Annotated in this window: 13 protein-coding genes; 6 read left to right on the top strand and 7 right to left on the bottom strand. The window is 67.0% G+C overall.

The annotated features are described in order from the left end of the window. Nucleotides 1-327: 327 nt before the first annotated feature. A complete protein-coding gene (locus ACIRQ7_RS05725) occupies nucleotides 328-510 on the bottom strand; it encodes a hypothetical protein (RefSeq protein ID WP_404260164.1) in 183 nt (60 codons plus the stop codon). Beyond that, nucleotides 507-812: a hypothetical protein gene (locus ACIRQ7_RS05720; RefSeq protein ID WP_404260163.1), complete on the bottom strand. Its 306-nt coding sequence runs from the start codon at nucleotides 810-812 to the stop codon at nucleotides 507-509. Before ACIRQ7_RS05720 ends, ACIRQ7_RS05725 begins: the two co-directional genes overlap by 4 nt. 315 nt (nucleotides 813-1,127) lie before the next feature. Here ACIRQ7_RS05720 and ACIRQ7_RS05715 point away from each other — a divergent pair, with 315 nt between their 5' ends. The 3 genes from ACIRQ7_RS05715 (at nucleotide 1,128) to ACIRQ7_RS05705 (ending at nucleotide 4,593) form a co-directional block, all read left to right on the top strand. Continuing rightward, nucleotides 1,128-1,481, top strand: coding sequence for a VOC family protein (locus tag ACIRQ7_RS05715; protein ID WP_404260162.1), 354 nt, complete (start codon nucleotides 1,128-1,130; stop codon nucleotides 1,479-1,481). Between the two features lie 1,610 nt (nucleotides 1,482-3,091). Further along, nucleotides 3,092-4,156 (top strand): cobalamin-independent methionine synthase II family protein, encoded by a 1,065-nt coding sequence (locus ACIRQ7_RS05710; protein WP_404260161.1) that lies wholly within the window; start codon nucleotides 3,092-3,094, stop codon nucleotides 4,154-4,156. A gap of 134 nt (nucleotides 4,157-4,290) precedes the next feature. Then, on the top strand, nucleotides 4,291-4,593 hold the full coding sequence (locus ACIRQ7_RS05705; protein WP_404260160.1) for a hypothetical protein: 303 nt from the start codon (nucleotides 4,291-4,293) through the stop codon (nucleotides 4,591-4,593). Nucleotides 4,594-4,680: 87 nt separating this feature from the next. Here ACIRQ7_RS05705 and ACIRQ7_RS05700 read toward each other — a convergent pair whose 3' ends face one another. Further along, on the bottom strand, nucleotides 4,681-4,896 hold the full coding sequence (locus tag ACIRQ7_RS05700; protein ID WP_404260159.1) for a hypothetical protein: 216 nt from the start codon (nucleotides 4,894-4,896) through the stop codon (nucleotides 4,681-4,683). A gap of 133 nt (nucleotides 4,897-5,029) precedes the next feature. On the opposite strand from ACIRQ7_RS05700, the gene ACIRQ7_RS05695 reads away from it, so the two are divergent. After that, on the top strand, nucleotides 5,030-7,423 hold the full coding sequence (locus ACIRQ7_RS05695; protein WP_404260158.1) for a SpoIIE family protein phosphatase: 2,394 nt from the start codon (nucleotides 5,030-5,032) through the stop codon (nucleotides 7,421-7,423). Nucleotides 7,424-7,711: 288 nt separating this feature from the next. Continuing rightward, complete coding sequence (locus tag ACIRQ7_RS05690; RefSeq protein WP_404260157.1) at nucleotides 7,712-7,885, top strand: hypothetical protein; 174 nt, start codon at nucleotides 7,712-7,714, stop codon at nucleotides 7,883-7,885. Between the two features lie 149 nt (nucleotides 7,886-8,034). Here the strand turns inward: ACIRQ7_RS05690 and ACIRQ7_RS05685 are convergent, their stop codons facing one another. The 4 genes from ACIRQ7_RS05685 to ACIRQ7_RS05670 all read right to left on the bottom strand — a co-directional run bounded on the left by ACIRQ7_RS05685 (nucleotide 8,035) and on the right by ACIRQ7_RS05670 (nucleotide 10,622). Further along, nucleotides 8,035-8,928, bottom strand: coding sequence for a hypothetical protein (locus ACIRQ7_RS05685; protein WP_404260155.1), 894 nt, complete (start codon nucleotides 8,926-8,928; stop codon nucleotides 8,035-8,037). 585 nt (nucleotides 8,929-9,513) lie between these two features. Next, a complete protein-coding gene (locus ACIRQ7_RS05680; RefSeq protein ID WP_404260154.1) occupies nucleotides 9,514-9,639 on the bottom strand; it encodes a hypothetical protein in 126 nt (41 codons plus the stop codon). Nucleotides 9,640-9,781: 142 nt separating this feature from the next. Continuing rightward, the gene (locus ACIRQ7_RS05675) at nucleotides 9,782-9,904 is read right to left on the bottom strand and encodes a hypothetical protein (RefSeq protein WP_404260152.1); all 123 of its coding nucleotides are present in this window, start codon (nucleotides 9,902-9,904) and stop codon (nucleotides 9,782-9,784) included. A gap of 112 nt (nucleotides 9,905-10,016) precedes the next feature. After that, on the bottom strand, nucleotides 10,017-10,622 hold the full coding sequence (locus ACIRQ7_RS05670) for a dihydrofolate reductase family protein (protein ID WP_404260151.1): 606 nt from the start codon (nucleotides 10,620-10,622) through the stop codon (nucleotides 10,017-10,019). Between the two features lie 529 nt (nucleotides 10,623-11,151). Here ACIRQ7_RS05670 and ACIRQ7_RS05665 point away from each other — a divergent pair. Continuing rightward, nucleotides 11,152-11,532 carry an SUKH-3 domain-containing protein gene (locus ACIRQ7_RS05665; protein WP_404260149.1) on the top strand — a complete coding sequence of 127 codons (381 nt, stop codon included), beginning with the start codon at nucleotides 11,152-11,154 and terminating at the stop codon, nucleotides 11,530-11,532. Nucleotides 11,533-12,424: the final 892 nt, after the last annotated feature.

Genomic DNA, 12,424 nt, shown 5'->3' with positions numbered 1-12,424 from the left:
TGTGGAGATGCGACCGCGCGGGATTGCGTGGACAGCGCTGTCGAAGAGGAGTCCGTCCGGGGCGATCCGTTCCAGCACGCGGATCGCGGTAGCCACCGGTGGAATGGCGACCCAGGGGACCTCCCGCACCTGCCCGGCGGAGTAGCGATTGCCGTCCTGGTCGTGGATCCTCTTGATCACTCGGCCGTAGATCAGGTGCCGTCCAGGCGATGACGGTTCGGGGCAACATCCGCTCTCCAGGCCCATTACCTCACCGGGCCACATTCCGGTCAGGTATGCCAGGACGATGAAGCAGGCGACGCTCAGGTGCCGCATGATCTGTGGGAGCTAGGTGAAGTCGATCGATTGGGTCCACGGCTGTCCGGCGACCCGCCCCGTGATCCGCGTGGAGAGTGGGCAGGGACCGGGGTGGCGCTGGGCGTAGTTGCGAAAGCCTTCCCGTAGATCGATCCGCAGATTGCTGTTGATCCGCTTCGGGGAGCAGCCGACCAGCGCGGCCATGTAGGTCATGCTGATCTGGTGCTCCCCTTGTGCCATCGGGTGGGGACGGAGGCACCACGCTCCACGAGCTGATCCAGGTAGGCCCTCAGCCGCGCCATGGACTCCCATGTACCGATGGCCTGTTCGGCCTGTTCGGTCAGGCGCTGCGTCTCCTTCTGGGCGGACAGGACGTCGTCGACCACACGCAGCGTCCAGATCAGCAGCGGCCCCATGGTGGCCGGAGCGATCGGCTCACGGCTGTTCTCCCCCGGGCCGGGGGCAGGTGCGGCCGGGAGGTAGTCGACGACGCTGTACCGGTGCCAGGGAGGCATCACCAGTCCGGCCGGGCGCTCACGGTTCGGTGGGTGGGGTCGTCTGTGCGGCTGTGTGGGCGTCTGGCGGGCCCGCTGGCGGCCTCGGGGTGGTGTCTCAGTGGGGTGCTGTTCGTTCGTCAGGGGGCCGTGTGTGGCTTTTGGTTGGGCGGGTGGCTATTCCGGTTTGTGGTGCGTACCCCGGTATGCGCCGCTGAGACTGAGCGTCTGAGTTGGCCCTTCAGCGCTTGAGTTGGCCCGTCTGAGCGCCAGCGTTGGCCCGCAGGGTAGAGGCTGCTCCGTTGACGCCAGCCGACCCTGTTTATGCTCACGCCCATGGCACTCGAATGGGAACAGATCATCGTCGACTCCTCCGACCCCATCGCCCTCGGGCGCTGGTGGGCCGAGGCTCTCGGCTGGGTAGTTGTCGACGAATCCGAGGAGATCATCGAGATCCGGCCTGAGCCGGACCAGATGCCGGGCCTGCTCTTCGTGCCTGTCCCCGAGGGCAAGACGTCGAAGAACCGGCTCCACCCCGACTTCCGCCCCGACGACCAGGAGGCCGAGGTCGCCCGGCTGCTCTCCCTCGGTGCCCGGCGCGCCGACACAGTGGAGGACGAGCAGCACTGGGTGACCCTCCTCGACCCGGAGGGCAACGAATTCTGTGTCCTGGGTGAGCGGAAGAGCTGAGCGGAGCCGGGCAGCCGTTCGGGCGGAGCGCCGGGCTTTCGCCCACCCGCAGCTGCCCCCGCCGCTACCTCCAGAAGGCAGCATGGACAAGATCTACCCCCAGGACATCGACCAACTCGACCCGGCTCCACCACTACACGGGACATGACCATTGATCATCGCCATGCCCAGATAGGGTGAGGCTCCGAAACGGCGCTTCCGACCTTCTCAGCGATTGAGCGTTCCACTTGGCGAAACGGGCCAACTGAGCCGCTCAGTCACAGCCGCGTCCGGGTCGGCCGCGCGGGGGCTGGTGTCCCCTCTGGGGGTGGCTGTTCCCCTGGAGGGGAGGGGAGTTCAGGGTTCGCGGGTGCGGCCGGTGGACGGTCTCGAAGGGTCCGGGCCGTGATGGCCTGCATGAGTGTGTCCGTTCTGATCGTCACCGGGATGTCAGTCGATAACCTTCCTTGAACAGGAGAAAGACGCTGACATCCCCTGCCGACCTTGTGACACGAGTGACGAATGCCCATGACATGTTCGTGCAGACCGGTATGGCATGCACCGGTGGGGAGTGGCCTGGACGGGCAGGGCCCCTGACTTCCCGAGGACCGCTTTCGAGGTGAGGCGGGAGACTGCCCTGCCCCGGCGACCGCGCATGCGACCGCCGGGGCGACTCGTCACAGCCCGAGATACGCGCGCATCAGCTCGGCGTAGGGCACGTCGAGCAACACGCTGAGAAGCGCCAGGACCACGCTGGTAGTGACGAACGTACCGAACGTGTACCTGGCGCCCTTCCCTGGAGTACGACAGCGGTGTCCTGCACTGCCATCTCGGCTACTCCGTTGCCGAGGCTGCCGAGGTCATGGGCGAAGACCCTAGCAAGATTCGGTACCTGCTGGTCCCCGCCCGGCGTCGTGGCGTCGGGCGGGAAAGGGCGGTGAGCTGGACCCGCAGCCCGAGCATGAACGAACACCCCTGGTCGGTTCGACTGGACCCGCTGGCACAGCAGCTGCCGGCATGGAGCTGGCGACATGCGTGAGGGCCTGGAACCGACGATTTCCAGGCCCTCACGCGCGTCACCGCGGGGGACGGGCACACACGCGCACTGCCAACGACGCTGCGCCAGACGGGTTTCGGCTCCACTTGAACAGCCGACCGGTTCGTTGAACCGCTCCATGCTGGCGACCGGCCCCAGTGATGAACGACGGGCTCTGTTCACTGATTCGTCCGCGCCGGCTTGGTCGTGGAAGATGCTGGTCGAGACCGCCGCTGGCCGCCGAGGCAGCCCGCCACATCGTGGCCGCAGGGAACGGCAAGCACCGACACACCGGCGGCTCTTCGCCGGAGACGCGGATATCGACGGCGGTCAGGCTTCGCTCGCGCAGATGTGATCCCGGCGAGTCGCCCGCCCGGACGGCCGCCGTGGCCGGCCCGGGGCCGGCCACGGCGGACACCGGGCTGCCGTTGACAGCGACACTCACCTCCTGTGTCAGTGGCTCGATCGGGTGAACCTCGTGGTCCATGAGCTGTGGGGATGTCCCGCCGGAAGCCCCGGGGTATCGGGGGCGGGGCGCATCGGGCGGGTTTCACGCCTGTTCTGGGGTATGCCGGTCACTTCTAGGGTTCGGATCATGAGCATTCCTACCGAGCCGATCGGCAGCCTTCCCCGTCCGCGCGAACTGGTGCAGGCGTACAACGACCACGCCCAAGGACAATTGAGCGACGAGAAGTTGGCGCGAGTCCAGGACGACGCCGTCGCGGACACCCTGTCCCGGCTAGCGCAGCTGGGCAGCCCGATTCTGGTCGACGGCGACCAGCGCAAACCGAGTTCGCTCACCTACCCCCTCACCGGCCTGGCAGGCCTCGGTACCGACGGCGCCGTCATCCCGTTCGCCGACGGGCACACCCGGCAGCTGCCCGTCCTGACCGGCGGACCGTTCCGCTACCAGGTGCGGGCCGAGACCTACCTCCGCGCTGCCCGCCCCCGCACCACCCTCCCCGTCAAGCAGGCCGTGGTCACACCCTCCGCCCTCAGCCTGCTCTACCCGGCGGGCGGCATCGCCGGATACTCCCGCGAGGCGTTCCTCGCCGACCTCGTCGACGAGTCCGAGGCCGAGATCCGCGGATGCCTCGACGCGGGCGCGCACTGCGTGCAGTTGGACTTCACCGAGGGCCGGCTGTCGTTGAAGCTCGACCCGTCCGGCACTCTCCTCGACGACTTCGTCGCCCTGAACAACAAGGTCCTGGGCCGGTTCACCGCGGACGAGCGGGCCCGCATCGGTGTGCACACCGACCCCGGAGCCGACCAGGATTCCACCCACAGCCTCGACGTCGACTACGCCGAACTGCTGCCCAGGCTGTTCCAGCTCACGGTGGGCAACTTCTATCTCGCGCTGGCCGGCGAGCCCGACCGCGAGCGCGCATTGAAGATCGCCGCCGACCAGCTGCCGTCCGGTGCGCGCGTGTTCGTCGGCGTCATCGACCCGATCGACCCCCGCGTCGAGACCCGCGAGGAGGTACGCGACCGCGTCCTGGAGGCCGCCCGCCACATCCCGGTCGACCAGCTGGGCACCTGCGACGACGCCGGCTTCGCGCCCTTCGCCGACGACACCTCCACCTCGCGCGACACGGCCTTCGCCAAGATCGAGGCCCGCCTGCGCGGCACCGAACTCGCCGCCCAGGACCTCGGCCTGTAAGCCGTCCGGAAACTGCGTGCGTCACCCGGCGGGCCGGACAGTGTGGGGCACGCGTCAGCAGCCTGTCCTGAAGACCACTCCGCAGTTCCCCGGAACGGGCCGGGGCCCTGCGCCGGGCCGGAAGGATGGTCGGCATGGCACGTAACAAGATCCGGCCCCTGGGGCACTGCTCCCGCTGCACCCGCGCCTGCTGGAAGGGAGCCGATGACGCAGCCCGCTGGAACACTGAGTTCGACAAGGGCGCCCTGGTCGGCCTGCTCTGCCCGGAGTGCCAGACGCCCGAGAAGAACGCCGAGGCGGAGGTGAAGGCCGCCACGCCCGACTACACGCACACCGCCGCGGACGCCAGAAGATCGCACCTGTCGGCGGCTGGCACACCGTCACGGCCAGGGGACACCCGATCGTACGGGAGGACAGAACGGTTCACCTGGCGCTGAACTGGAACACCGAGAAACCGTACGGCTTCTGACGATCCGACCGCTGCCGCCTCAGCATCTGAAGGTGGCTGCAGTTCGGGTGTGGGTTCAGCGGCGGATCTGGATGGTGACCTTGATGGCCGTTCCGCCGACGATCGCCGCGCCGAGGCCGGCCACAGGCCCGACGAGTTCGATGTGCCCGGTCAGGATCAGCAGAACGACCGCGAGCGCGGTGAGCAGCGCTGCCATCGCCAGCAGCCATCGGATGCTGCTGGCGAGGAAGCGGGTGGGGGTCGGGGGGCCGTCGGAGGAGGCGGCGGACATCTGATTCTCCTTGTGAGGTGCATCGTTGCCGGTTGGTATGTCTGACGATGCACCTGCGGGGGAGGGCTTGGAAGCGGTTGGATGTTGTGCAGGCGACAACGTGGGGTTGTCCCGGGACAACTGTGGTGGCGTCATGGGTGTGAAGAGGGCGGGCCGGCCGTGGGCTCCGGCACGCGGCAACTGCGCGGAGATGAACCGGCTCGTGGAGAGCGTCCGGTCCTGGCTGGATGAGGCCTCCGTGACAGTGTCGGGTTTTCACCGCCGGCTGACCGCTGACCATTTCCATGACCAGCGTGTGCCGCCGCTTCGGAAGCTGCGCGACCTGCTCTCGGGCGAGGACCTGCCGTGGGAGCTCGTCGAAGCGGCGGCCGATGTGTGTTTCCCCGGCGAGTCCGCGACGCGCGCTGAAGCCCGGCTCGCTCCGCTGCGGGAGTTATGGGAGACCGCTCAGTCCGCGCCCACGGTGGTGGGTGGTGATGCGCTGCCGTCGGTGGCCCGCGAGTTGCTGGAGGCCAAGGACCGGACGATCGCCGCCTACCAGGAAATCGACAGGGCCCGGCAGGCCTTCCAGGCCAGCGAGCGCGGACGTCTGCAGGCGCTGCAGATGGCCACCATGGTGTTCGTGCTGCTCGGCCAGGCCCAAGCCACGATCGCGGATCTGAAGCGGCAGGTCGACGGCTTGCAGATCGCCGTGCCTCCCGCCCCCGCGCAGCTCGCTGTGGTTGAGCAGCACCTGGAGCGGGCGGTCGTTCAGGAACATGATCTGCGCAGTGAGCTCGGGCGGGCTCAGCAGGAGCGTGACACCGCTCAGCAGGTCGCGGATCATGCCGCGCGGCGGATTCAGCAACTGGAGCGTGAGCTCGCCCAGTTCCGGGCGGAAGCCGGCCGGCCATACGAGGCCCCCGCGGCCGTTGATGCGCTCCCGGTCGTGCGGGAGTCGGACATGCCCGCTGGTAATGCGGCTGTCGATCAGATCGAGGAGGCGTTGGGCAAGGTTCGCTCCGTGCTCGATCGCGAGCACCAGGCGGTGCAGGAAGCCGCTGCCTCAGTGGGTTGGCGGCCCGCATCGGACGACGGCGTTGTGGTGGCGGGGGAGGTTCTCGACGCAGCGGAGGGGTTGTCCCGAACTACTGCGGACAATTCTTCAGGCGAGATGGCGGCGGCTGTGGAGCGCTCTCGACAGGCGGGCACAGATCGTGTTCGGTTTGTCGGGGCGGCGACGCGGCGGATCACCCGGGGCATGGATCTCGACGAGATCGTGCTCGGCCTGTGCCGGGCGGCGGTTCCCACGTTCGCGGACGCGATCCTGGTGTATCTGCGGGACCCGCTGCCGGTGGGTGACGAGCGCCCGACCGGCCCGGTGGTGTTTCGGCTGCGCCGTGCGGATCGGATCCCGGAGGAGCCGGACACCAGCGCGGCCCGGCTGCCGGTGCTGCCCGCGCAGGTGGGCCTGGGGTCGGTGATGGGCGCCAGTGCGGCGGAGGTGGCCGAGGTGCGGCCGGGCGGTCGGCTGGCGGAGGTGTTGCGGGGTGTGCGGCCGCTGTTCGGGGAGGCGCAGGCGGCGCGTACGGCGCTGTCCGAATTGCTGGGCTTGGGCACCCGGCTGCCGGATGGGCACCGGGTGATTCTGGCGCCGTTGCGCGGGCGGCGGCGGGTGATCGGTGCGGCGGTGTTCCTGCGGCGGCCGGACCGTCCGGCGTTCGAGCCGGACGATCTGCTGGTGGCGGCGCAGTTGGCGACACATACGGCGCTGGGTGTGGACAAGGCGGTGCTCTACGGCCGTGAGGCGTACATGGCGGATGCGTTGCAGCGGAGGATGCTGCCGGTCTCGCTGCCGCAGCTGCCCGGTGTCCGGCTGGCGAGCCGGTATCTGCCGGCTGCGGAGACGGCGCGGGTGGGCGGTGACTGGTACGACGCGTTCCCGCTGTCCGGCGGCCGGGTGGCGCTGGTCGTGGGTGATGTCATGGGGCATTCGATGACCTCGGCTGCGGTCATGGGGCAATTTCGCGTCATGACGCAAGCGTTGGCGGGCGAGGGCCTGCGGCCGCAGGAGGTGCTACGCAGACTCGATCGTTTGGCGCTGGACCTGGGTTTCGAGGTGATGGCGACGTGCCTGTACGCGGTCTATGACCCGGTCGCGCACCGGATCGTCATGGCCAACGCCGGTCATCCGCCGCCCGTGATGCTGCACAGGGGTGGCCGTGCGGAGGTGCTGCGGGTGCCGCCGGGCGCGCCGATCGGCGTGGGCGGGGTGGACTTCGAGGCGGTGGAGCTGGACGCCCCGGCGGGCGCCACCCTCGTCCTCTACACGGACGGGCTGGTCGAGTCGCGGATCCGCGATGTGTGGACCGGTATCGAGCAGCTGCGGGAGCGGCTGACGGAGACGGCCCGGCTGACGGGCCCCAATCCGCCGCCGCTGGAGCCGTTGTGCGACGGGGTAATGGACATGCTGGGGCCCGGTGACCGCGATGACGACATCGCGCTGCTGGCCGCCCGGCTCGACGGGGTAGAAGACCGGAAGCCGTAGGCAGGTTGACGGGAGCTTGGGGTCAAGGCGCTTCGGCTGGTCGATTCGCTCTGTCTACGCGGCAGGCGAAGCCTGAGGTGCCCCCGCAGCAGAGATCACTGCCCTCGCGGCTGAACATGCGCAGCAGGTCGTAGGCGCGTGACGCGGTTGCGGGCGAGGTCCTCCAGAGCGCCGTAGCTGCCGGTCTCGACGCCGACCGGCGTCGAGCGCCCCCGGGTGCCAGCAGGCTGGTGTCTCCCGTGATGGCCTCCGCCGAGGGCTTGAAGGCGGCGGAGGTTCTCGACCTTCTTGCTGCACCTGTGGCTGATCCAGCGGGCAACCTGGCTCGACCACGACGGTCAGGCGGAACTCAAGGACGACGGACTGCGGGGCATACCGCAGGGGTCGAACACGTACGGGCTACCGGCTGTGCGCACCGATCTGGCCCCCACGGACGTTCCCATGCTCGACACCGGCGCCTGACCCCGCTCCCCGAAGTACGGTCGATACGTAGGCGCCCCGCATGGCACCGGCCGCCGGAAGGAGGCCGGCACAATGGCACTGCTACTCGCCGAGCAACCTGACGAACTCGTCGTAATCGATCTTGCGGTTTTTGTCCCTGACTGCTTGAACTACATACGCGCGCCTTGAACCAACGGCTTATCGCAGTCGCCCAGTTCCAGGGTTACGCAGATCTGCCTGGAGATCTGGTTGGCAGTAGGTGTGCCGGATTTGGCCTGCTTGAACATGCTCCAGAGGAACATGCCGCCACCACCTTGGGCCTTGACCGCCTTGGACAGCGATTCGACCTCCGGCAGCGTGATTACGTGGGCGTTCGGATGCCCTTCCTGGGGCCATGCCTCGGGTGCGACTTCGACACCCAGCAGGATGGGTCCCTTGAAATAATTCTGGTAGGCGGCCAGGGCTTCCAGCGGGTCGTATGCGGTGCTGGCGTCATAGGCCATGATGTTGAGCCGGGTGATCTTTTCGGCCACCTCCGAGCGCAGCAGGGCGAGCGAGACCCCGGTGTAGGCACTCTTCGGCTGGGAGTTGGCCCACTGACCTTCGCCGTAGGCACCCACGTGGAGAACCGAAACCGAGAGAGTCGATCCCGCGGGCAGCCCCTTGGATAGCGCCCGCACTACCTCTACGTACTCCCCATCCGTTTTGCACGCGTACCCATTCCCAGATGGCACGCACCCCGGGTCTGTTGGCTCATAGTTGACATTGACACCGTCGAGGCCGAAGTCGCTGAAGAAATCGGAAATCGCGGTCACGTTCAGTCCCGACCAGTTGAAGTAGGTCGGGCCGCCGATCCCGACGAGCACCTCGATGTCGGGATTGCGTTGGCGCAGTAGGGACACCGCATCGCGGACGACAGTTGCATCGTAGGAGAACTGGATACCGGTCCCCTGAAACGAACGGCTGCCCTTGGTGTATTGCGCGTCGGGCTGCATGAAACTCAAAATGACCGTGCCGACGTAGGCCGGAAGGTTGGCTAACTTCGTGACTGCTGCATCGCTCACCCATGGGTCGGCCCAGGATTCGTATTAGACGGCGTAACGATACGGTGTCGACGACAAAATTTCCCCTTGAGAGATGGTTCCGCGAACTGCTCATCTGACGCCGATCATCGTCTCAGAATCTGTCCCGGGTCGGGCCATTCGCGCCTGGCTCTGGCTGGATTCGGGTCGGTGGTGTCTGTGCTTCGGTGCGGTCGTGACTGTCCTGGACCTCGGTCGACCCCGGCCGGCGCGATTCCAGGGTTGACTGGTAAGCCCGCATGTCGAGGTGTCAAGAACGGCTTTCGAGCACTCACCGGCGTCCCGGCTCCCGGGCCAGCCGTAGCCGTCCTACTCCAGCGGCATGGCGAGACCGCCCGGGGCCAGTGCCATGCACAGACACGCGCACCAGCAGGCCAGCCGATGCGGGCGTACGTCTGCGGCGCCTTCGGGCTGTGAACCGCGGCCCCCTGCCTGGTCTGCCGCCCCGGACACTGTCCTACGCCGCGTCAGTTGAGGGGATCGGAGGCTGTCGCTGGGTTGCTCGCTGCCGGCAAGCGGCGCGCTAGATTCCCGGCCAGGTGTCGCGCCGCGTAGGCCCCGTCTCCCTCATGCGCCGGCCAGCCGCCGGAGCAGCTCCACGGCCGCCTGGGCCTCCCGCAGGGTCAGGAGCGGCAGGCGCGTCTCGTCGACGTCGACTACACCGTCCACCAGAGCAAGTAGTCGATCGTCCATGTCATTCATGGTCGGCCCAACGTCCCACCCGCCACGTGGTCACGCTCGCGTACTGCCCGGCGTATTCGTCCGGCGCCCGGAAAGGGCCGTCCTCGGGCACGCACGTTCAGCACTGTCTCTGACACCGTCCCCGTGTTTCTCGTCAGTCCGGGCGGCGCATCAGGTCGGGGTTCCACCAGTACGTACGGATCGACGCTGATGAGGCGCCAGCCAGCCGCACGAACACGCTGTAGGCGACATGGCCGTCCTCACCCCTGCCCCTCAAGAAGACCTGGATCGGGCGTCCTGACGTTGGTCTTTCGCCCCCTATTAGGTCTTGCTCCGCGCCCGCCGGTCCGCCGGCCTGGCGGCCGTCCAGACCGGCGGACGGGGCGACGTCACGCAGGGATGCCGAGCGGCGGGTGCTCGAGCACGCGGGGCTTGTACTCGACCAGCTGGATGCGGCCGTCGAAGGTGCGGTGCTCGATCATCTCGAGGGCAACGTCCGGATAGCCGTCGTAGATGCGTTCTTCGCCCGTGGCCCCGGTGATCACCGGGAACATCACGACCCGGAAGCGGTCGACGAGTCCGGCTCGTAGCAGGGACCGGCACAGGCTGAGGCTGCCGATCGTGCTGAGGAGCCCAGAGCCACTCGACTTCATGGCGCGAACCGCCTCGACGGCGTCGTCGCGGACGAGCGTGGAGTTGGCCCACGTCAGTGGCTCCTCGAGTGAGGAGGAGAACACCACCTTGGACGCTTGCGTGAGCTCGTCGACGGACGCCTCTTCCTCGGGCCTGAACTCGTCTTGGCCATTCGGGACCTTGCCTGCGGCGAAGCCCGACATCTGGCGATAGGTGTTCGCTCCCATCAGGTGGGTGGCCTCGGGCTGCTCGCCGAGCCATGCGAGGTATTCCGGGCCCTCGAGGCCCCAGAACCCGGGCCATCCCTCTCCTGATGCGTGGCCGTCGAGGGAGGTGATGAAGTCGACGAGAAGCTCCGACATGGCGGTGTCCTTTCCTGGGGTGTCACGAGCTTGGACCGGCCGGGAGCCACAAACTCATCGGCCGCGCTGTGGAGGAGCGAGAAAACCATGACGCTGCAGTCGATCAGGTCGGCAGAGCGGCACGGCTTCGGAGAGCCCGGAGGCTATATGATTGCTCTATGCACGCAGTTGGGAATGATCTCCGCGCGATTTGGAACGGCGGTTTGAGTTATATCAAAGCCACAGCTCAGCCCCGCCCGCGAACGATCCAGAAGAGGCGTCCGTAGGGTTCCGCGTATGGCTGATGAGGCTGAGTAGGCCGTGCAAACCGCGATCGATGGAGAGATGCGGCTTCCCGATCCCGAGGTTCGTGCTTCTCGTCCCGTGTCCTGGAGCTGGATCCTGAGTTGACCGAGCTCGTGAACATCACCCAGCCAGGGCCCGGCTTCGGAGGAGAGGCCCTTACAGGATGAACAACACCCCTGACCGTCCAGCACTACGGCGACTGCGAGGTGCCGCTGCGGGAGACACGCGAATTGAGGCCGGCCCGTTGGACGTCGAGGACGTCTGCCGCCAATACGCCGAAGAAGGTGACGAAGTCACCTCTCGCCTGCGGGACTTCCTGGCAAACTACGGGGAACTCACCGTGACCTGGATGTGGCGGCAGCACGAGGTAGAGCTGACGACGTCGGTAGAGCGGACCCTGGAAGCTACACACGCCATCCCCAGGAACGTTCGCATCGACGCAAAGCGCATCGGCCAGCGACTCGTGCTGGTCGGTACGGCCTGGGACACCGAAGACGTCGTGCTGCTGGCCGAGAACGATGACATCTTCATCTCCGGCGACGCCGGGATCCAGCGGATTGCCAACGGTTTCGAGAACGCCATCCGCGCCATCGGAACGGACAGCTGGGATAAAACCTTCTTCTGAGTCAGATGCCCTCCCCGGCGCCGCAACGGGGCGGTGGCCGACGCCGAAGCCGCCCAGCAGTGGGCCGCGGGGCGGCTGCCCAAGGCGCTGACCCCACCGTCCAACCTCCCCACCGCCACACAAGGCCGGCCAGGCGCTGACGGGCGGGCCGGCCGACCCCTGTTGACCGGCCCACCCCGTCCTCAGCTGAGCCTCACCGACATCGCCGAACGTTGCTGTCTGTCCGCTGCAAACTTGTGCTGCCTAGGCCCCGCACCAGGGCGAGAATTCGTACGGCTATGTCACCAAGGTTTCTGTGAATGTAAGATGGGCAGGTTCTTGAACGGGCTTTGGTATCGTCTTAACCTGGAATGCAGATTTGAATTTTCGACCATAATTCATGCTTCTCTGAAGCCAGAGTATGTGAATGAAAAACACAGTCTCTACCCCAAGCACCCACTTGATGCATCTGAGAGGGCGGAGCGTCACCTCAAGGGCAAGGTCAAGCTTCACCGTCCTTGCGAGACGCAGCTCGACCGCATCAGAGGAAGATGACGCTGGATCAGGACCTCACGCCCAGTCAAGCAGGCCTCACGTGGGCGGCGTTCGAGAGGCTGACCGATCGAGGTCCGGAGCCTTCATCGGTACAGCGACGATGCGCAAACGGCCGGCATTCCAGGGAGAACCTGAGGTACCCCTCCATAGCCCGAATGTCCGTCAGCTCAACCCCCGCAAAGCGAAGGCCCGTTGATTACAGGTCATAGACATGCGTAGGAATTGGATTCCGGAGGAATTCAATTAGCAATTCCGGAGGAATTGCAGTAATCCGCGGAGCGGATTACAAACCCCGAAGGGGTTTAGCGTCTTTACGGTGCGGAGCACCGTGCGTCGTTCCTCCGGAGGAGGACGCGCG

Origin of the sequence: Streptomyces sp. NPDC101393, from assembly GCF_044767385.1 — a bacterium.
GTDB lineage: Bacteria > Actinomycetota > Actinomycetes > Streptomycetales > Streptomycetaceae > Streptomyces.
Note: the sequence above shows the minus strand (reverse complement) of the source record. Positions and strands in the feature narration are given on the sequence as shown.

Coding starts and splice junctions, on each gene's coding strand:
- ACIRQ7_RS05670 (WP_404260151.1), bottom strand. CDS start 10,622: ATGTCGGAGCTTCTCGTCGACTTCATCACCTCCCTCGACGGCCACGCA.
- ACIRQ7_RS05680 (WP_404260154.1), bottom strand. CDS start 9,639: ATGGACGATCGACTACTTGCTCTGGTGGACGGTGTAGTCGACGTCGAC.
- ACIRQ7_RS05725 (WP_404260164.1), bottom strand. CDS start 510: ATGACCTACATGGCCGCGCTGGTCGGCTGCTCCCCGAAGCGGATCAAC.
- ACIRQ7_RS05700 (WP_404260159.1), bottom strand. CDS start 4,896: ATGTCCGCCGCCTCCTCCGACGGCCCCCCGACCCCCACCCGCTTCCTC.
- ACIRQ7_RS05710 (WP_404260161.1), top strand. CDS start 3,092: ATGAGCATTCCTACCGAGCCGATCGGCAGCCTTCCCCGTCCGCGCGAA.
- ACIRQ7_RS05705 (WP_404260160.1), top strand. CDS start 4,291: ATGGCACGTAACAAGATCCGGCCCCTGGGGCACTGCTCCCGCTGCACC.
- ACIRQ7_RS05720 (WP_404260163.1), bottom strand. CDS start 812: ATGCCTCCCTGGCACCGGTACAGCGTCGTCGACTACCTCCCGGCCGCA.
- ACIRQ7_RS05695 (WP_404260158.1), top strand. CDS start 5,030: ATGGGTGTGAAGAGGGCGGGCCGGCCGTGGGCTCCGGCACGCGGCAAC.
- ACIRQ7_RS05715 (WP_404260162.1), top strand. CDS start 1,128: ATGGCACTCGAATGGGAACAGATCATCGTCGACTCCTCCGACCCCATC.